Source organism: Salmonella sp. 32010601201800023SM, assembly GCF_017572235.1.
In the GTDB taxonomy this organism is placed as follows: Bacteria; Pseudomonadota; Gammaproteobacteria; order Enterobacterales; family Enterobacteriaceae; genus Salmonella; species Salmonella enterica.
Genome location: NZ_JAGEQS010000002.1, coordinates 561,300 through 580,482 on the forward strand (window position 1 = coordinate 561,300; position 19,183 = coordinate 580,482).

Annotated in this window: 19 protein-coding genes; 9 read left to right on the forward strand and 10 right to left on the reverse strand. The window is 53.2% G+C overall.

Annotation, left to right across the window (positions count from 1 at the left end):
- Window positions 1–77 precede the first annotated feature (77 nt).
- The 3 genes from hilC (at window position 78) to avrA (ending at window position 3,174) form a co-directional block, all read left to right on the forward strand.
- On the forward strand, window positions 78–965 hold the full coding sequence (gene hilC, locus J4617_RS10115) for an invasion transcriptional regulator HilC (RefSeq protein WP_000243998.1): 888 nt from the start codon (window positions 78–80) through the stop codon (window positions 963–965).
- Between the two features lie 384 nt (window positions 966–1,349).
- A complete protein-coding gene (gene sprB, locus J4617_RS10120; protein ID WP_001246659.1) occupies window positions 1,350–2,105 on the forward strand; it encodes a transcriptional regulator SprB in 756 nt (251 codons plus the stop codon).
- Between the two features lie 160 nt (window positions 2,106–2,265).
- Window positions 2,266–3,174 carry a type III secretion system YopJ family effector AvrA gene (avrA, locus tag J4617_RS10125; RefSeq protein WP_077905364.1) on the forward strand — a complete coding sequence of 303 codons (909 nt, stop codon included), beginning with the start codon at window positions 2,266–2,268 and terminating at the stop codon, window positions 3,172–3,174.
- Window positions 3,175–3,272: 98 nt separating this feature from the next.
- Here the strand turns inward: avrA and sitD are convergent, their stop codons facing one another.
- The 4 genes from sitD to sitA are packed head-to-tail and all read right to left on the reverse strand — an operon-like array spanning window position 3,273 to window position 6,704.
- Complete coding sequence (sitD, locus tag J4617_RS10130) at window positions 3,273–4,121, reverse strand: iron/manganese ABC transporter permease subunit SitD (RefSeq protein ID WP_000480209.1); 849 nt, start codon at window positions 4,119–4,121, stop codon at window positions 3,273–3,275.
- Window positions 4,112–4,972, reverse strand: a complete 861-nt coding sequence (sitC, locus tag J4617_RS10135; RefSeq protein ID WP_001104336.1) for an iron/manganese ABC transporter permease subunit SitC — start codon at window positions 4,970–4,972, stop codon at window positions 4,112–4,114. The genes sitD and sitC overlap by 10 nt, the downstream gene beginning before the upstream one ends.
- Window positions 4,969–5,790 carry an iron/manganese ABC transporter ATP-binding protein SitB gene (gene sitB, locus J4617_RS10140; protein ID WP_000083164.1) on the reverse strand — a complete coding sequence of 274 codons (822 nt, stop codon included), beginning with the start codon at window positions 5,788–5,790 and terminating at the stop codon, window positions 4,969–4,971. Before sitB ends, sitC begins: the two co-directional genes overlap by 4 nt.
- The gene (gene sitA / locus J4617_RS10145; protein ID WP_000182930.1) at window positions 5,787–6,704 is read right to left on the reverse strand and encodes an iron/manganese ABC transporter substrate-binding protein SitA; all 918 of its coding nucleotides are present in this window, start codon (window positions 6,702–6,704) and stop codon (window positions 5,787–5,789) included. The genes sitB and sitA overlap by 4 nt, the downstream gene beginning before the upstream one ends.
- Window positions 6,705–6,885: 181 nt before the next feature.
- Here sitA and J4617_RS10150 point away from each other — a divergent pair, with 181 nt between their 5' ends.
- The gene (locus J4617_RS10150) at window positions 6,886–7,230 is read left to right on the forward strand and encodes a nitrous oxide-stimulated promoter family protein (protein WP_001117938.1); all 345 of its coding nucleotides are present in this window, start codon (window positions 6,886–6,888) and stop codon (window positions 7,228–7,230) included.
- A gap of 61 nt (window positions 7,231–7,291) precedes the next feature.
- Here J4617_RS10150 and flhA read toward each other — a convergent pair whose 3' ends face one another.
- From flhA to hypA, 6 genes are all read right to left on the reverse strand, one after another.
- On the reverse strand, window positions 7,292–9,370 hold the full coding sequence (gene flhA, locus J4617_RS10155) for a formate hydrogenlyase transcriptional activator FlhA (protein WP_000122692.1): 2,079 nt from the start codon (window positions 9,368–9,370) through the stop codon (window positions 7,292–7,294).
- 218 nt (window positions 9,371–9,588) lie between these two features.
- Window positions 9,589–10,599: a hydrogenase expression/formation protein HypE gene (gene hypE, locus J4617_RS10160; protein ID WP_001059959.1), complete on the reverse strand. Its 1,011-nt coding sequence runs from the start codon at window positions 10,597–10,599 to the stop codon at window positions 9,589–9,591.
- Window positions 10,596–11,717, reverse strand: a complete 1,122-nt coding sequence (gene hypD, locus J4617_RS10165; RefSeq protein WP_001212958.1) for a hydrogenase formation protein HypD — start codon at window positions 11,715–11,717, stop codon at window positions 10,596–10,598. Before hypD ends, hypE begins: the two co-directional genes overlap by 4 nt.
- Window positions 11,717–11,989, reverse strand: coding sequence for a hydrogenase 3 maturation protein HypC (gene hypC / locus J4617_RS10170; RefSeq protein ID WP_000334871.1), 273 nt, complete (start codon window positions 11,987–11,989; stop codon window positions 11,717–11,719). The genes hypD and hypC overlap by 1 nt, the downstream gene beginning before the upstream one ends.
- Window positions 11,980–12,852: a hydrogenase nickel incorporation protein HypB gene (gene hypB / locus J4617_RS10175; protein WP_000337636.1), complete on the reverse strand. Its 873-nt coding sequence runs from the start codon at window positions 12,850–12,852 to the stop codon at window positions 11,980–11,982. The genes hypC and hypB overlap by 10 nt, the downstream gene beginning before the upstream one ends.
- Before the next feature lie 68 nt (window positions 12,853–12,920).
- Window positions 12,921–13,277 (reverse strand): hydrogenase maturation nickel metallochaperone HypA, encoded by a 357-nt coding sequence (hypA, locus tag J4617_RS10180; RefSeq protein WP_000544461.1) that lies wholly within the window; start codon window positions 13,275–13,277, stop codon window positions 12,921–12,923.
- 209 nt (window positions 13,278–13,486) lie between these two features.
- Here hypA and hycA point away from each other — a divergent pair, with 209 nt between their 5' ends.
- The 5 genes from hycA (at window position 13,487) to hycE (ending at window position 19,181) form a co-directional block, all read left to right on the forward strand.
- Window positions 13,487–13,948 carry a formate hydrogenlyase regulator HycA gene (hycA, locus tag J4617_RS10185; RefSeq protein ID WP_000158074.1) on the forward strand — a complete coding sequence of 154 codons (462 nt, stop codon included), beginning with the start codon at window positions 13,487–13,489 and terminating at the stop codon, window positions 13,946–13,948.
- 145 nt (window positions 13,949–14,093) lie between these two features.
- Window positions 14,094–14,702, forward strand: a complete 609-nt coding sequence (hycB, locus tag J4617_RS10190) for a formate hydrogenlyase subunit HycB (RefSeq protein WP_001079164.1) — start codon at window positions 14,094–14,096, stop codon at window positions 14,700–14,702.
- Window positions 14,702–16,528, forward strand: a complete 1,827-nt coding sequence (gene hycC / locus J4617_RS10195) for a formate hydrogenlyase subunit 3 (RefSeq protein ID WP_000097036.1) — start codon at window positions 14,702–14,704, stop codon at window positions 16,526–16,528. The genes hycB and hycC overlap by 1 nt, the downstream gene beginning before the upstream one ends.
- A 2-nt stretch (window positions 16,529–16,530) precedes the next feature.
- Window positions 16,531–17,454 carry a respiratory chain complex I subunit 1 family protein gene (locus J4617_RS10200; RefSeq protein WP_208290685.1) on the forward strand — a complete coding sequence of 308 codons (924 nt, stop codon included), beginning with the start codon at window positions 16,531–16,533 and terminating at the stop codon, window positions 17,452–17,454.
- A 17-nt stretch (window positions 17,455–17,471) separates the two neighbouring features.
- Window positions 17,472–19,181 carry a formate hydrogenlyase subunit HycE gene (gene hycE / locus J4617_RS10205; RefSeq protein WP_001626367.1) on the forward strand — a complete coding sequence of 570 codons (1,710 nt, stop codon included), beginning with the start codon at window positions 17,472–17,474 and terminating at the stop codon, window positions 19,179–19,181.
- The last annotated feature ends 2 nt before the right edge of the window (window positions 19,182–19,183 follow it).

Here is a 19,183-nt window from a genome sequence, read left to right on the forward strand (position 1 = left end):
ATCATCTCTGTGAGTTTTAATTATTTGTTTATAAGAATATAACGATTTTGAGTTCCTTATAGCACACAGGATAAAATATGGTATTGCCTTCAATGAATAAATCAGTTGAGGCCATTAGCAATAATCACCTTCAACAGCCGAACAAATTTCCATTAATAAATGGATTAGCTGACGTAAGAGACTATTATGTCGCAAACTGCTTATTGTTTAAACTTAATAAAGGCAGTTTGCGAATTGAAAACGAATTTGGGGAGTTCATCGAACAATCTGCGCCGTGTTTATTTTTATTGGAAAAAGATCAAACAATCACGCTTAGTATGAGCGAAATAGAAGGGCATATTGATTTTTCTTCACTGGAAGTTTCCTATGACTTAATGCAAAAATTCTACAAAGTTTTTTACAGTACAAGAAACTATAATGATCGAGAGCTATCATTAAAAACGAAACCAAAGTATTTTTTTCATGCGGACTTGTTGCCAGGGATGAGTGATACTTTTGACTCTATTTTGCATGGTGTGGCATGTCCACGGGTTTGTAGTAATGTGAGTATTGATGATCATGATTATTCATATTTCTCATTGATGTATCTTATATCGGCATTTGTACGTAAGCCCGGTGGGTTTGATTTCCTTGAGCGAGCAATAAAAATTACGACAAAAGAGAAAGTTTATAACATTATTATCAGCGATCTCACCCGCAAATGGTCACAGGCTGAGGTGGCAGGAAAGCTGTTTATGAGCGTATCAAGTCTGAAGCGAAAACTGGCCGCTGAAGAGGTGAGTTTTAGCAAAATATACCTGGATGCTCGTATGAATCAGGCTATAAAATTATTACGTATGGGGGCTGGAAATATTTCACAAGTCGCGACGATGTGTGGCTATGATACGCCTTCTTATTTTATCGCTATTTTTAAACGGCATTTTAAGATTACACCGCTTAGCTTTATGCGTACAATGAACCATTGATTTGTGAAATTATTTTAAACGTTACTATCTGTTTGCGTTACAGATACCAAATATTTTTTTTATCGTAGTGTATATTTCAGTATCGCTACACCAGTGATATGTAGTTAATGAAAGGGAATCGAAAGCGTTCATTGCCAGACATACATGACCACCAGGCGCCGGGCAATCGTTGTACTCTAAGAGATTACAGTAAAGTAAAACAGCAAATTTAATCATTATCAGATTTGTAAAAGGAATTCATTTCGGTAACGACATTGCGCATGTAATAACGTATCTGGTCTTATTACCTTTGTAGTAAGAAGGCGTTATCTACTTGCGCAGTAGTCGCCCAGGAAGAAAAATCATTACCGAAGCTGTGGTCAGTTTTCAAAAAAGGATAAATAAATGAGAAATGTAATTATATACGGTATTAACTGGACTAATTGTTATGCCCTACAGTCTATTTTTAAGCAAAAATATCCGGAAAAGTGCGTTAAAACGTGTAACTCATTAACTGCACTTTTGCATTCCCTATCCGATATGCCGGACGCCGGGCTGATTTTAGCTTTGAACCCGCATGAGCATGTTTATCTTTTTCATGCGTTGCTGACGCGGTTGCAGAACCGTAAAGTTTTGGTAGTGGCAGATCGCTTATATTATATCGATCGCTGTGTGCTGCAATATTTTGGCGTTATGGATTATGTTTTAAAAGACGAACTATCCTGCGCTATCCGCTCGGAGCGAGAGAAGCTCCGTCTTCCGGAAGCCTGGCTGCGTTTCTGCCACAGGCCACAAAAGAAAACCGTGGCTGCTACGTATGCTTTTAATGCCGGCGAGACGCCGGAAGAGGTATTGTTTAATATCAATCAATACGCCTGGTGGAATCTACCTCCCGGTGTCACGCAGGCGAAATATGCGCTGCTGATATTATTATCCTCCGGACATCCGGCAATTGAACTGGCGAAAAAATTTGGTCTGGGAACAAAAACCGTCAGTATTTATCGTAAGAAGGTTATGTATCGTTTGGGGATGGACTCTTCACCGCTATCGCTGTTCCGGGGACTGAAACTAGACGCGCATTTACAGCGCACTGCTTTTGCACATAACCCTGCTGTACCTGACGATAATTGCGCGTTACCGATTGCAGTAGGAATGAATTAAAATATTTTTTATCATTTATGACCATGTGTTGAGCTTTTATTATAAAAAAGATTTTTTGAGTAGTAATTCTTATATATAATCATCCGGAGGTGGTTGGTAGCCTGGCTCAATCATTGAGGCATATTTTTGCAGGCAATATATTGAATCTGAAAAGTTAAAGATGATATTTTCGGTGCAGGAGCTATCATGTGGAGGGAAAAGTATGCTAAGTCCTACGACTCGTAATATGGGGGCGAGTTTATCGCCTCAGCCTGACGTCAGCGGGGAGCTAAACACCGAAGCATTGACCTGTATTGTTGAGCGTCTGGAAAGTGAAATTATAGATGGCAGCTGGATTCATATCAGTTACGAGGAAACCGATCTCGAAATGATGCCTTTTCTTGTTGCACAGGCCAATAAGAAGTATCCAGAGTTAAATCTTAAATTTGTTATGTCAGTCCATGAGCTTGTTTCCTCTATAAAGGAGACCAGAATGGAAGGCGTTGAATCTGCCCGATTTCTCGTAAATATGGGAAGTTCAGGTATCCATATTTCAGTCGTCGATTTTAGAGTTATGGACGGAAAGACATCGGTGATTTTGTTCGAACCAGCAGCGTGTAGCGCTTTTGGACCTGCTTTACTGGCGTTGAGGACCAAAGCAGCTCTTGAACGTGAACAACTGCCTGATTGTTATTTTGCTATGGTCGAGCTGGACATTCAACGAAGCTCTTCTGAATGCGGTATTTTTAGCCTGGCGCTCGCCAAAAAACTTCAGCTTGAATTTATGAACTTAGTAAAAATTCATGAAGATAATATTTGTGAACGTCTGTGTGGTGAAGAACCTTTTCTCCCGTCCGATAAAGCAGACCGCTATCTGCCGGTGAGTTTTTACAAACATACTCAAGGCGTACAACGATTAAATGAATATGTGGAGGCCAATCCGGCGGCGGGAAGCAGTATAGTAAACAAAAAGAATGAAACGCTTTATGAGCGATTCGATAACAATGCCGTTATGCTAAACGATAAAAAACTCTCTATATCCGCTCATAAAAAAAGGATAGCTGAATATAAGTCTTTACTTAAACCGTAATGAAATTATAAGGTTGCCTGCCAGAGGAAATCCTTCCAGCGCCATAAGACTACTCTATATTATGACCGTATGTTTCCTGAATAGCAGGCAAAAAAGTGTTAACCTTGCGCCTCTGGTACGATTTCATTACGCCTGTCGCGCCATGTTGCGTAAATAAATACCGCAATAAATACGATGGCAAATAATACCACGATGGTCGGCGCTGGCGCGCTATCAAGATAAAAAGACAGATAGACGCCCGCAAAAGCGGTAATAACTGACAGACTCACCGCTAATCCCAGCGCGCGCGCAAAGCGTCGCGTCAGCAAAATGGCAATTGCGCCGGGGGCGATAAGCAGTGAGATCGACAGAATAATGCCCACCGATTTCAGCGTGGCGACGATAGTCAGCGCAATCATACATAGCAGGCCATAATGCAGTAGCGTGGTATTCAGCCCGCTGGCTTTCGCCTGGTGCGGGTCAAAAGCGTGTAGTAGGAGATCTTTCCATTTCAGCCCAATGATTAACGCAATACCCAGTGCAATAACTGACGTTTGTACGATATCCCCCAGCGATACGCCCAGCATATCCCCAAACAGGATGTGATCCAGATGCACTTCCGATTGAATAGAAACATAGAGCACCAGACCTGCGCCAAACATCCCGGAAAAGACGATGCCCATCACCGTATCACGTTTGATGCGGCTGTTATCGTCCAGATAGCCGGTGGCGATAGCGCAAAATAATCCGGCAATGAAAGCGCCAATTGCCAGGGGGATCCCCACAATATATGCCAGCACGACCCCGGGGAATACCGCATGACTCATTGCGTCGCCCATTAACGCCCAGCCTTTTAACACTAAAAACACGGACAGCAAGGCGCAGGGAATCGCCACAATGACCGAAACCATAAGGGCGTTCACCATAAAATCAAACTGAAAGGGTTCCAGTAACGTTGTTAAGAACATGTCGGCTCCTTCTGCAGGCGGGCGCGTCGACGGTTGGCTAACAGACCGTGTTTCGGGGCGAAAATAAAGGCCGTGATGAACAGTAAGGTTTGCATGACGACAATAATTCCGCCAGTGGCGCCATCCAGCCAGTAGCTAAGCCATGCGCCCAGAAAACTGGTCAGGCTGCCAATCACGACGGCAATCATGAGCAGACGTGGAAAACGGTCGGTGAGTAACCAGGCCGTCGCGCCCGGCGTGACGACGAGACAGATCACCAGGAACGCCCCAACGGTTTGCAGGGCCGCCACGGTAGAGACGGACAATAGAGTGAAAAACAACAATTTTAGTCGACCCGGATTAAGCCCGATAGAACGCGCATGGGTCTCATCGAAAAAGACGACCATCAGATCTTTCCACTTTAACAGCAGAATCGTCAGCGAGACTGCGCCGATAATCGCCAGTTGCGCAATATCCGCTGGCGCGATCGCCAGCACGTTGCCGAGAATAATCGTCTGGATATTCACCGACATCGGATTGAGCGACACCATAAAAAGGCCGACGCCAAAAAAAGAGGAGAAGATAAGCCCGATAATCGCGTCTTCTTTCAGGCGTGAGCGTTGGTTAAGAAAGAGCATACTGCCTGCCGCCAGTCCGCCGGAAAGAAACGCGCCGAGCGAGAAGGGCAGCCCTAACATCCAGGCGCCAGCGACGCCAGGCACAATAGAGTGAGATAGCGCATCGCCAATGAGCGACCAGCCTTTGAGCATCAAATAGCAGGAGAGAAACGCGCACAGACCGCCCACCATCGCGGAGACCCACATCGCGTTGAGCATATACTGGTAGCCAAATGGCTCAACAAGCCAGTTCATGACGATTTTCCTCCGCTGGCCACGCGCCGGGAAATAAAGGGGCGCTCGTCATCGGTGATGATGTGCTCTTCACCTCCGCTTAACGCGATATGACGTAGAACGCCGCTAAACGCCTGTTCCAGATTCGCGGCGGTAAACGTGGTTTCGGTAGGGCCGCTGGCCAGTACGGTTCCTTTAATCATTACCGTATAGTCGCAAAACTCGGTGACGGAGCCGAGATTATGCGTTGAGACCAGCATCGTGCGGCCTTCATCGCGCAGTTCCCGCAGTAGATCGATGATTCGCGCTTCGGTTTTTACATCCACGCCGGTAAAAGGTTCATCCAGCAGGATTACCTGTCCATCCTGAGCGATGGCCCTGGCAAGAAACACACGTTTTTTCTGCCCGCCGGACAGCTCGCCAATCTGCCTGTGACGATATTCCTGCATATCCACCCGCGCCAGCGCGGCGTCAACACAGGCGTGATCATGCGCAGTGGGACGGCGTAGCCAGCCCATATGGCCGTAGCGTCCCATCATCACCACATCTTCTACCAACACCGGAAATGACCAGTCCACTTCTTCCGATTGCGGAACATAAGCAATGAGGTTTTTTTTCAGCGCCTGGTTGACTGACTGTTGCAGGATAGTGATATCGCCCCGCGCAAGATGCACAAAGCCCATTAACGCTTTAAATAACGTAGACTTACCGGAACCATTTACGCCTACCAGCGCGGCGATTGAACCGCCAGGCACCTGAAAAGTGGCGTCCCGTAGGGCGGTATGACCGTTGCGATACGTCACCGTGACTTGATCAACGGTAATCGCAGATTGACTCATTGTTGACTCCTCAGTCCGTCGTTAATGCCGTTGACGATGGTTTCGGTCGTGACGCGCAGCAGATCCAGATAGGTTGGCACAGGGCCGTCAGCGGCGCTCAGAGAATCGACATACAGTACGCCGCCATAATGCGCGCCGGATTCACGCGCGACCTGGCGGGCGGGTTTATCGGAAACCGTACTCTCGCTAAAGATGGCGGGAATATGGTGCTTTTTAATGGTATCAATCACTTTACGCACCTGTTTTGGCGTCCCCTGTTGATCGGCGTTAATTGGCCAGAGATAAAGCTCTTTCATGTCATTATCGCGCGCCAGGTAAGAGAACGCGCCTTCACTGGTGACCAGCCAGCGCTGATCGGCGGGAATTTTTTCCAGTTCGGCACGCAACGGATCGGCCATCTGGCGAATTTTCGCTTTATAGCGTTCGGCATTTTGCTTATAGATCTGCGCATTATCCGGATCGTACTTCACCAGGGCGTCGCGAATGTTATCGACATAAATCAGCGCGTTTTCTGCCGACATCCAGGCGTGCGGGTTCGGTTTACCGTTATACGGGCCTTCGGTAATGCCCATCGGTTTGACGCCGGTAGAGACGACGACTTCCGGTACGCCGGAAAGGTGCTGATAAAAGCGGGCAAACCATCGCTCCAGGTTCAGACCATTCGCGAGGATAAGCTGTGCCCCCTGCGCTCGTTTAATATCGCCGGGCGTTGGCTGATACTCATGGATTTCAGCGCCGGGTTTGGTAATCGAGCTGACTTCCGCTGCGTCGCCCGCCACGTTTTTCGCCATGTCGGCAATAACGGTAAACGTGGTGATGACTTTAAATTTCTCTTTTGCATAGGCTGGCGATAGCGCGAGTATCGCGACAATACCGGCAATCAGGAGTGTTTTCAGACGATGTAGATTCGTCATAGTATCCCTCGCAACAATGTGGTTAATTAATCATCGAATATAGCCTTTGCTATGTTATATAGCACAAGGCATGAATAAATGAAAATAATTCTTATTTGCGTAATGGCGACGATATGCAGTGATAGTGCTAAAGAGGGATAAGATGTAAAATAAATGCACCTTAATGTTCGGAGAGAGCACGATGCCTGGTAAACGTATCGCTCGTGAAAAACTGACGATCAAAAAAATGATCGCGCTGTATGAAAGCCAGTGCCCACAGGCGTCAGCGGTGCAGGGGCATTACGACGCGCTGTTCGCCTACGCGCAAAAACGTCTTGATAAATGCGTATTTGGCGAGGAAAAACCCGCCTGTAAGCAGTGCCCGGTGCACTGCTATCAGCCGGCTAAACGCGAGGAGATGAAGCAGATTATGCGTTGGGCAGGTCCGCGAATGCTTTGGCGACACCCTGTCCTGACCGTGCGGCACCTTATCGACGATAAGCGCCCCGTTCCGGAATTGCCGGAAAAATATCAGCGCAAGAAGTGAAGGGGAAGCGCCAGGCCTACGGCGCGCATCATCTCCAGGCCGGATCAGATCCGGCAACCCGTTACGCTAACGCGTCTTTATCAATACCCAATCGCTTCATACGCGACAGCAGGGTGGTTCGTTTAAGCCCCAGACGCTGCGCCGCGCCTTTTGGTCCAGCCACTACGCCATTGGTCTCTTTCAGCACGCGTATAATAAGCTGATATTCATCTTCGCCTTCTTTGGCGCTTTCAGTCGCAACAGGCGAGGTATCGGGTGTTACGGCGGTAATATCCGGCAGCGACAGTTGTAGCACATTGCCGCGCGTCAGCAGCACGGCGCGCTCGACGACATTCTCCAGCTCGCGAACGTTCCCCGGCCATTCCATGCTGCTGAGCGTGCGCAGCGTTTCAGCGGGAATGCTGTCGATATTACGCCCCATTCGGCGGGCGATTTTGAAGGTGAACGCTTTGACCAGTAGTGGAATATCTTCCGGACGTTCGCGCAACGGAGGAAGCTGGATCGGAAAAACATTCAGCCGATAGTAGAGATCGTTACGGAATTCGCGATCGGCGACCATTTTTTTCAGATCGCGGTTAGTCGCGGCGATCAGCCGCACGTCGGTCTGGATCAGTTTATTGCTGCCGAGACGTTCAAACTCTTGCTCCTGAAGGACGCGCAGCAGCTTAGGCTGTAGCTCCAGCGGCATGTCGCCCACTTCATCCAGAAACAGCGAGCTTTTATCCGCCAGCTCGAAACGGCCAATCCGCTGCGCGCTGGCGCCGGTAAACGCGCCGCGCTCATGACCAAACAGATCGCTTTCCAGCAGCCCCGCCGGCATCGCGGCGCAGTTCATCTTTACCATCCTGCGCCCGCTACGTCCGCTCAGGTTGTGAATGGCGCGGGCAATCAACTCTTTACCGGTTCCCGTTTCGCCCAGAATCAGTACGGTACTGTCGCTTTGCGCCACCATCTCAACCTGCTTTAGCACGTTGTACATCGCTTCGCTGCGCCCGATGATCTCGCCAAACTCGCTGTCGACGTTATTAAGCTGCTCCGTGAGCGCCAGGTTTTCGTCGACCAGGCGTTCCTTCAGTCGGTGGATTTCCTGATAGGCCAGCGCATTATCCACGGCAATGGCTACCCGTTCGGCAATCTGACGCAGCAGCTTGAGGTTGGCGGTGGTAAACACTTTTTCTTCGCACTGGGCCAGTTTGAGCACGCCAAGCATCGTCTTGCCGGACATCAACGGCAGCAGGCAAAGCGTCTGGATCTGATTGCCCCAGGTATCGAACAGCATGCGTTCGTAGGGGGCAAGCGGATCGCGTTCGTTGAGGTTGATAAGCAGCATCTCTTTACTTTTAAAGACGCGCTCCGTGAGCGTGCCGGCTTCGTCGACTTCGCTCTGTTCGTGCGCCGGATGATGCTCATCAAGGTAGTGGGTGGAGTAGATATTCAGCTTATTTTTGCGATGGCTGCGTAACACGATGCTGATTGCGTCGATATTGAAATAGTGGTGGATCTCTTTTGCGACTTCGCTTACCAGCTCATCAATATCCAGACGCGACAGGACGGCGTTGGTGATCGCAACCAGAATACGGAAGTTATCACGTTCGCGGCACAATAGATCATAATCGACATTATTGTTTACCCGGTTTTGAATTTGCTCGGCGACCACGCCGACAATTTGGGTAAACGTATGCAGACGGTCATATTCCTTTTCACTCCAGGGACGATCTTCCTGACGGATGAATTCGCAGCCGCCGAAAATACGGCCCTCCGCGGCTAAAGGAAGCAGACAGTAATGACCAAATTCAGGGTAGAGGCCGCTCGCGGCAAGCTGCGGCCAGGTTTCGGTAAACTCATGGAAATTACAGTGCAATGCATCGGGGCGAGAAAGGATGCGACGTACCGGGCCGTGCGCCAGTACGGTTTCATCTTCATATTCAACAGGACGGCCATTTTCTCGCGTCGCATAATATTGTGCGCGTTGCGACTGCGCCTGCCATAGCACAATGCCGGCGCTGTCGGCGAGCGCTGAACGCTTTACCAGTTGCGAAAGCGCTTCACTGAGCGACGCCAAATCGGGCTGCTGCAATAAGGTACGAGTGATATCGAACAAGCCTTGCTGTCCAAGATCGCTCATGGGTGTATACGACATGTTGCTTTTCCAGGAAAATACCGCAAAACGGTGCGAAAACGGTAAATGAATTATAGGTATAAGTCGTAAGTTATTGCCGGATGGCTGACCGCAAACTCGCTGGTCACACACTCCGTAGGCCTGATAAGCAAAGCGCCATCAGGCGTTCATGCAGCGTTAATGCCGGATGTCGACGCAAATGCGTCTTATCTGGCTTACAGTATGCTGTCAACAGGCTGCTAGCATATACGAGGTAATGGTTCGGCGTGTGGCAAATCAAGGGTTCGCTTCACGCCATAGAGTCCGGCTAAGCGAACGCCTTTGCGTTCCACGACTTCGCCAATCAGCGCTGCATCACGTCCCAGCGGATGCGCGCGTAATGCCGCCAACGCCCGATCTGCGGCCTGCCGTTCAACGGCAATCACCAGTTTTCCTTCGTTGGCAAAGTTCAGGGCATCCAGCCCCAACAGCTCGCAGACGCCGCGCACGGCAGGTTTGAGCGGCAGTGCGGATTCGGACAATTCAATACCGTAACCGCAGGACGCCGCAAACTCATGGGCGACCGCATTCACGCCGCCGCGCGTGGCGTCACGCAATGCCTTCACTCCGTCAATATGACGCAGCGTCTGAATAAGCGGCGTTAATACTGCGCAGTCGCTCGCCAGCTCGCCATCCAGTCCCAGTTGCTCACGCAGGTTGAGAATAGTGGCACCGTGATCGCCAAGCGTACCGCTGACTAACAGCACATCGCCAACGCTCAGCGTTTGCGCGCCCCAGTGAATATCGGCGGGAATCGCCCCCATGCCGGCAGTGTTGATAAATAATTTGTCCGCCGCGCCGCGCTGCACAACTTTGGTGTCGCCGGTTACTATGGCGATACCCGCTTCCCGCGCGGTCGCCGCCATGCTATTGACCACGCTTTTTAACGTCTCCATCGGCAGCCCTTCTTCAAGGATAAAGCCGCAGGAGAGATAGCGGGGGATCGCGCCGCTCACCGCAACGTCGTTCGCTGTACCGCAAATCGCCAGTTTGCCGATATTGCCGCCGGGGAAAAAGAGCGGATCGATCACATAGCTATCGGTAGAAAACGCCAGACGGTCGCCCTCCGCCGTCAGCTGCGCCAGCTCCAGACGCGCCTGATCTTCTTGTTCCGCCAGCCACGGGTTGGCAAAGGCCTCCATAAACAGGCTATTAATCAACTGTTGCATAGCCTGGCCGCCGCTGCCGTGGGCGAGTTGTATATTGTTCAAACTTCACACTCCTGCTGACGATACTGATACCAGGCGGCGCATGCGCCTTCGGAAGAGACCATCAGCGCGCCGAACGCGGTCTCTGGATTACATGTTTTACCAAATAGCGGGCACTGATGCGGCTTGCATCTGCCGGTCAGCACTTCGCCGCAGCGGGCGCGCGGATCGTCATAGACCTGCTGCGGCGCTGGGCGGAAATGCGCTTCGGCGTCAAAGCGCTGATACTCCGGCGTCAGGTGGACGCCGGAGGATTCAATTACGCCCAGACCGCGCCACTCGCTGTCGCCATTAACGCAGAACACATCGGCGATGGCCTGCTGCGCCAGCATGTTTCCGGCATCCGGCACCACGCGACGGTATTGGTTTTCAACCTGGCTTAGGGCCGCTATTTTCTGCTCAACCAGCATGACCACGCCTTGCAGTAGATCAAGCGGTTCGAATCCAGCCACCACCAGCGGGCGATGAAAATCGGCGGCGATAAACTGGTACGCCTCGGTGCCGATGACCATGCTGACGTGGCCTGGCGCAAGAAAGGCGTCAATGCCGTTGTCCGGCTGCTCCAGTAGGCTACGCAGCGTCGGGATCAGCGTAATGTGCTGGCAGAAAAAGTAGAAGTTTCGCACGTCACGCTGTTTTGCCTGCTGCAGCGTGATGGCGGTGGTCGGCATGGTGGTTTCAAAGCCCAGCCCGAAAAATACCACTTTGCGGGTCGGGTTATCCTGCGCCAGCTTCAGCGCGTCCATCGGAGAATAAACAATACGCACATCCGCGCCGCGCGCTTTAGCCTGCAACAGAGAACCCTGTTTCCCCGGCACGCGCATGGCATCGCCAAAGGTGCAGAAAATCACCTCCGGATGACTGGCGATTTCCACGCAACTGTCGATACGTCCCATCGGCAGCACGCAGACCGGACAACCGGGGCCGTGAATAAACTCCACGTTTTCGGGCAGTAACTGATCGAGACCAAATTTAAAAATCGCGTGGGTATGACCCCCGCAGACTTCCATAATGCGCAACGGACGTTCGGCAGTGTAAGGAAGAAGGGCGGCGCGTTCACGCAGGTGTTCAATGAGCTGCATTACCTGTTCCGGCGCACGGTACTCGTCAACAAAACGCATTATCTCTCCTCACCATACAGCAGTGCGCCGACGTCCGGCTCAACATCAAACATATTTTGTAGCGCGTCGAGCGTGTCGCGCGCTTCCGCTTCGTTAATGACGCTCATGGCGAATCCGACATGAACCAGCACCCACTGACCCAGACGCGGCTGACCGTTTTCATCACAACTGCCGACTAATGTGAGATCGACGTCGCGCTGAATGCCGCAGACGTCAACTTTTGCCTGATTGCCGTCAATGGCGCGGATTTGACCCGGAACGCCTATGCACATCGCTGCGCCTCCAGCCAGGCCAGCCACTGATCCATGCCTTCGCCGCTGGTGGCGGAAATCAGGATAATTTCAATCTCCGGGTTCACTTCACGCGCGCTGGCGATGCACTTCTCAACGTCAAAATTGAGGTAGGGTAGCAGATCGACTTTATTGAGCAGCATGAGCGACGCAGCGGCAAACATATGGGGATATTTCAGCGGCTTATCTTCACCTTCGGTCACGGAAAGCACTGCGACTTTATGCTTTTCGCCCAGATCGAAGCTGGCCGGGCAGACAAGGTTACCGACGTTTTCGATAAACAGAATACCATGGTCATCCAGCGGCAGGCGCGGCGCGGCGTCGGCGATCATTTGCGCGTCAAGATGGCAGCCTTTACCGGTGTTGACCTGAATGGCGGGCGTGCCGGTAGCGCGGATGCGGGCGGCGTCGTTCACTGTCTGCTGGTCGCCTTCAATCACCGCGCACGGTACACGGTCTTTCAATTTCATTAGCGTTTCAGTCAGCAGGGTGGTTTTACCGGACCCGGGGCTGGACACCAGGTTGAGCACCAGTTGCTGGCGGGCGGCGAAACGGGCGCGGTTGCGCTCAGCCAGACGATTATTTTTGTCCAGCACGTCGATTTCAACCTCCAGCATCCGCCGCTGACTCATACCAGGCGCGTGGGTTCCGGCTTCGCCGTGGCCGTAATGCAGATCGCCTTCTGCGGTCTGACTTGGGGCAAAGTCAGGCGTTTTAATGCCGGTAATATTCAGCGCCGGGCGAGCCGCTGGGGCAAAGGGCGCGCTACGAAACGCTGAGTGCGGATTATGTTCATCGCCTTCTATATAAAGGTTGCCTTCAGCGCAACCGCAAGTCGTACACATCGCTTACTCCTGATCTTTTTCTTGTTACAGGCTTTCTGCCGGATGGCGACGCGAGCGTCTATCCGGCATTAATCTTCAGTTTCATCAATCTCTATGCGCCGAATTTGTAAGCCGTCATCGGCCACAATTCGCAGCGTATCGCTATGACATTGCGGACAACGACGTACACGGTGGGTTAACAACGTGACATATTGTTGACAATGCTCACACCAGCATTCGGCTTCCTGTTCTTCGAGGTGCAGTTTACAACCTTCTGCTATCGTGCCGCGGCATACCAGATCAAAACAAAAGGAAAGAGCGCTGGTTTCCACGCAAGAAAATGCGCCAATTTTGATCCAGACGGCTGTCACACGTTTTGCACCGTATGCTGAAGCCTGTTGTTCAATCAATTCCAGTGCCCGTTGGCAGAGGGTGATTTCGTGCATATCGCCTCCCGTAGTGGTTGCCCCTGTAAAGCAATATTTATGCCAATATTTTTATCCCCTGGCAGGTTAATGTCGACGATGACGAAATGACATGTCGTCACCGCGTCGAAACGGCAGTGACTGTGCTCGTCTGCCATTAAAAACAATAAGTTAAAAATTGGCATGGAAAATGCTTAACGCAGGCATCTCTGTTAAACGGGTAACCTGACATGACTATTTGGGAAATAAGCGAAAAGGCCGATTACATCGCGCAACGGCATCGTCGCCTACAGGACCAGTGGCATATTTACTGCAACTCGCTGGTTCAGGGGATCACCCTCTCGAAAGCGCGCCTGCATCACGCAATGAGCTGCGCGCCGGAAAGGGATCTTTGCTTTGTCCTGTTTGAGCACTTTCGTATTTACGTCGCGTTGGCGGATGGTTTTAACAGCCACACCATTGAGTACTACGTTGAAACCAAAGATGGCGAAGATAAACAATTGATTGCACAGGCGCAGCTCGATATCGACGGCAAGGTTGATGAACGGGTTAACAACCGCGATCGCGAGCAGGTGCTGGAGCACTATCTGGAAAAAATCGCCAGCGTTTACGACAGCCTCTATACCGCTGTAGAAACCAACTCGCCGGTTAATTTGCGTCAATTGGTAAAGGGACACAGCCCGGCGGTATAAGCCTGAGGCGTTGCCCGCTTTGATTCGCGATGTGGCGTTGCGCCATGTCATGAATGTTTTGGGGATGGGCGTGTCGATAAGTGTCGAAAATGACATTTCAACGGCATGTTTTCGTCAAAAATGACAATCACCTGAGGAATGCCTGGTGAATCGTTTTGTAATTGCTGACTCCACTCTCTGTATCGGCTGCCACACCTGTGAGGCCGCCTGTTCAGAGACGCATCGCCAGCATGGCCTGCAGTCAATGCCGCGCCTGAAAGTGATGCTGAATGAAAAAGAATCTGCGCCGCAGCTTTGTCACCACTGTGAAGATGCGCCATGCGCCACGGTATGCCCGGTTAACGCGATTAATCGCGTTGACGGCGCTGTCCAGCTTAATGAAAGCCTGTGCGTGAGCTGCAAACTGTGTGGTATTGCCTGTCCGTTTGGCGCTATTGAGTTTTCCGGCAGCCGTCCGCTGCATATTCCGGCGAACGCCAATACGCCGAAAGCGCCGCCCGCGCCGCCAGCGCCTGCGCGCGTCAGTACGTTGCTCGACTGGGTGCCGGGCGTACGCGCTATCGCGGTGAAATGCGACCTGTGCAGCTTTGACGAGCAAGGCCCGGCCTGTGTGCGGATGTGCCCGACTAAAGCGCTACACCTGGTGGAGAACACGGATATCGCCCGCGCCAGCAAACGTAAACGTGAGCTGACGTTTAATACCGATTTTGGCGATCTCACCTTGTTTCAGCAGGCTCAGAGTGGGGATGCATAATGAGTTCACTTTCACTGATTACTAGCGGCGTCGCGTGGTTTGCCGCCGCCGCCGTTCTGGCGTTTCTGTTTTCGTTTCATAAAGCGCTGAGCGGCTGGATTGCCGGTATCGGCGGCGCGGTCGGCAGCCTGTGTACGGCAGGCGCGGGGTTCACCGCGCTGACCAGCGCCGTTACGGTTAGCGGCGTGATGCCGTTTACCGGCCACATGCTGCAAATTACGCCGCTGAATGCTATCTGGCTGATTACGCTGGGGCTGTGCGGCCTGTTCGTCAGCCTGTTCAATATCGACTGGCATCGCCATCCACAGGTAAAAGCCAACGGACTGTTGATCAACCTGCTGATGGCGGCAGCCGTCTGCGCCGTGGTCGCCAGTAATCTGGGGACGATGGTGGTGATGGCGGAAATCATGGCGCTCTGCGCCGTGTTCCTCACCGGCGGTAGCAAAGAGGGCAAACTGTGGTTTGCGCTGGGCCGTCTCGGTACGCTGCTGCTGGCAATCGCCTGCTGGCTGGTGTGGCAGCGCTACGGCACGCTGGATCTGGGGCTGCTGGATCAACGCGCTCAGCAACTGCCGCTGGGCTCCGATATCTGGCTGCTCGGCGTTATCGGCTTTGGTCTGCTGGCCGGGATTATCCCGCTACACGGTTGGGTGCCGCAGGCGCACGCCAACGCCAGCGCTCCCGCCGCCGCGCTGTTCTCGACCGTGGTGATGAAAATCGGGCTGCTGGGCATTCTCACGCTATCTCTGCTTGGCGGCAATGCGCCACTGTGGTGGGGCGTGGCGCTGTTGGTGCTTGGGATGATCACCGCCTTTGTCGGTGGTCTGTACGCGCTGATGGAGCATAACATTCAGCGCCTGCTGGCCTATCACACGCTGGAAAATATCGGCATCATTTTGCTCGGTCTGGGCGCAGGCGTTACCGGGATTGCTCTCAATCAGCCGGTACTGATCGCGCTGGGTCTGACCGGCGGGCTCTATCATCTGCTGAACCATAGCCTGTTCAAAAGCGTGCTGTTTCTGGGCGCGGGCAGCATCTGGTTCCGTACCGGTCATCGCGACATCGAAAAACTGGGCGGTATTGGTAAACGGATGCCGGTTATTTCTATCGCCATGCTGGTCGGTCTGATGGCGATGGCGGCGCTGCCGCCGCTGAACGGCTTTGCCGGCGAGTGGGTGATTTACCAGTCCTTCTTCAAACTGGGCAACAGCGGCGCGTTTGTTGGTCGTCTGTTAGGACCGCTGCTGGCGGTTGGCCTGGCGATTACCGGCGCGCTGGCGGTGATGTGTATGGCGAAAGTGTACGGCGTGACGTTCCTTGGCGCGCCGCGCACGAAGGAAGCTGAAAACGCCAGCTGCGCGCCGATCCTGATGGGCGTCAGCGTGGTTGCGCTGGCTATCTGCTGCGTACTGGGCGGGATTGCCGCGCCGTGGCTGCTGCCGATGATTTCCACTGCGGTACCGTTGCCGCTGGAAACCGCGCACACCACCGTATCGCAGCCGATGATCACGCTGCTGTTGGTCGCCTGTCCGCTACTGCCGTTCATCATTATGGCGATGTTCAAAGGCAACCGTCTGCCGTCGCGTTCTCGCGGCGCGGCCTGGGTGTGCGGCTACGACCATGAGCAGTCGATGGTGATTACCGCGCACGGTTTCGCCATGCCGGTGAAAGAGGCCTTTGCCCCGGTACTCAAACTGCGTAAATGGCTGAACCCGGTATCGCTGGTGCCGGGCTGGCAGAACGCGGCGGCCGCGGTGCTGTTCCGTCGTCTGGCGCTGATTGAGCTGGCGGTGCTGGTGGTGATTGTGGTTTCACGAGGAGCCTGAAAATGAGTGTGTTTTATCCGTTAATTCAGGCGCTGGTGCTATTTGCCGTTGCGCCATTGCTGTCCGGTATTACTCGCGTGGCGCGCGCCCGTCTACACAATCGCCGTGGGTCGGGCGTGTTGCAGGAGTACCGCGACATTATCAAACTGCTCGGTCGTCAGAGTATTGCGCCCGCTGATTCTGGCTGGGTTTTCCGCCTGACGCCGTTTGTGATGGTCGGCGTGATGCTGACTATCGCCACCGCGCTGCCGGTTGTCACCGTTGGATCTCCGTTGCCGCAACTGGGTGATTTAATCACCCTGATTTACCTGTTCGCCATCGCGCGCTTCTTCTTCTCTATTGCAGGCCTGGATACCGGCAGCCCGTTCACCGCGATCGGCGCCAGCCGTGAAGCGATGCTCGGCGTGCTGGTGGAGCCGATTCTGCTGCTGGGTCTGTGGGTCGCCGCGCAGGTGGCGGGTTCAACTCATATCAGCAATATCGCCGATACCATTTATCACTGGCCTGTCGCGCGTAGTATTCCGCTGATTCTGGCGCTGTGCGCCTGCGCCTTCGCCACCTTTATCGAAATGGGCAAGCTGCCGTTCGACCTGGCGGAAGCGGAGCAGGAGTTGCAGGAAGGGCCGTTGACCGAATACAGCGGTAGCGGCTTTGCGGTGCTGAAATGGGGCATCAGCCTTAAACAACTGGTGGTGCTGCAAATGTTCGTCGGCGTGTTTTTGCCGTGGGGACAGATGGAAACCTTCAGCGCAGGCGGACTGTTGCTGGCGCTGGTGATTGCCGTCGTCAAGCTGATTGTCGGCGTACTGGTGATCGCCCTGTTTGAAAACAGCATGGCGCGACTGCGTTTTTGCGCCACTTCACGCGTGACCTGGGCCGGTTTTGGGTTTGCGTTTTTAGCCTTCGTCTCCTTGCTGGCGGCGTGATTTAAGAGAGTTTGAGCATGTCTGAAGAAAAATTAGGTCAACAATACCTTGCGGCGCTGCACCAGGCGTTTCCGGGCGTCGTGCTGGACGAAGCCTGGCAGACCAAAGATCAGCTGACTATTACGGTGAAAGTAAACTATCTGCCGGAAGTGGTGGAGTTTCTTTACTACCAGCAGGGTGGGTGGCTGTCGGTGCTGTTCGGTAATGACGAACGCCAGTTGTGCGGCCACTATGCCGTTTATTACGTCATGTCGATGGAGCAGGGCACGAAGTGCTGGATTACCGTCCGCGTTGAAGTGGATGCCAATAAGCTGGAATTCCCATCCGTTACGCCGCGCGTGCCGGCTGCCGTGTGGGGTGAGCGCGAAGTACGCGACATGTACGGTTTAATCCCGGTCGGTCTGCCGGACGAGCGCCGTCTGGTGCTGCCGGACGACTGGCCGGATGAACTCTATCCGCTGCGTAAAGACAGCATGGATTATCGTCAGCGCCCGGCGCCGACCACCGATGCGGAAACCTACGAGTTCATTAACGAGCTGGGTGACAAGAAAAATAACGTGGTGCCGATTGGCCCGCTGCATGTCACCTCCGATGAACCGGGCCACTTCCGTCTGTTCGTCGATGGCGAAAACATTATCGACGCCGACTACCGCCTGTTCTACGTCCACCGTGGTATGGAAAAACTGGCGGAAACCCGCATGGGTTATAACGAAGTCACCTTCCTGTCGGATCGCGTGTGTGGTATCTGCGGCTTCGCCCACAGCACTGCCTACACCACTTCCGTGGAAAACGCGATGGGCATTCAGGTGCCGGAGCGTGCGCAGATGATCCGCGCCATTCTGCTGGAAGTGGAGCGTCTGCACTCGCACCTGCTAAACCTAGGCCTCGCCTGCCACTTTACCGGTTTTGACTCCGGCTTTATGCAGTTCTTCCGCGTGCGTGAAACCTCCATGAAAATGGCAGAGATCCTTACCGGCGCGCGTAAAACCTACGGCCTGAACCTGATCGGCGGGATTCGCCGCGATCTGCTCAAAGAGGACATGATCCAGACCCGTCAACTGGCGCAGCAGATGCGTCGTGACGTGCAGGAGCTGGTTGACATGCTGCTGAGCACGCCGAATATGGAACAGCGTACCGTGGGTATCGGCCGTCTGGACCCGGAAATTGCCCGCGACTTCAGTAATGTCGGCCCGATGGTGCGCGCCAGCGGTCACGCCCGCGACACCCGCGCCGACCACCCGTTTGTCGGCTACGGTCTGCTGCCGATGGAAGTACATAGCGAGCAGGGCTGCGATGTGATTTCTCGTCTGAAAGTCCGTATCAACGAAGTTTACACCTCGCTGAATATGATCGATTTCGGTCTGGATAATCTACCGGGCGGCCCGCTGATGGTGGAAGGCTTTACCTATATTCCGCACCGTTTTGCGCTCGGCTTTGCCGAAGCGCCGCGTGGCGATGATATCCACTGGAGCATGACCGGCGACAACCAGAAGCTGTACCGCTGGCGCTGCCGTGCGGCGACCTACGCCAACTGGCCGACGCTGCGCTATATGCTGCGCGGCAACACCGTCTCCGACGCGCCGCTGATTATCGGCAGCCTCGACCCGTGCTACTCCTGTACCGACCGGATGACCGTGGTCGATGTGCGTAAGAAGAAGAGCAAAGTCGTGCCGTACAAAGAACTTGAGCGCTACAGCATTGAGCGTAAAAACTCGCCGCTGAAATAAGG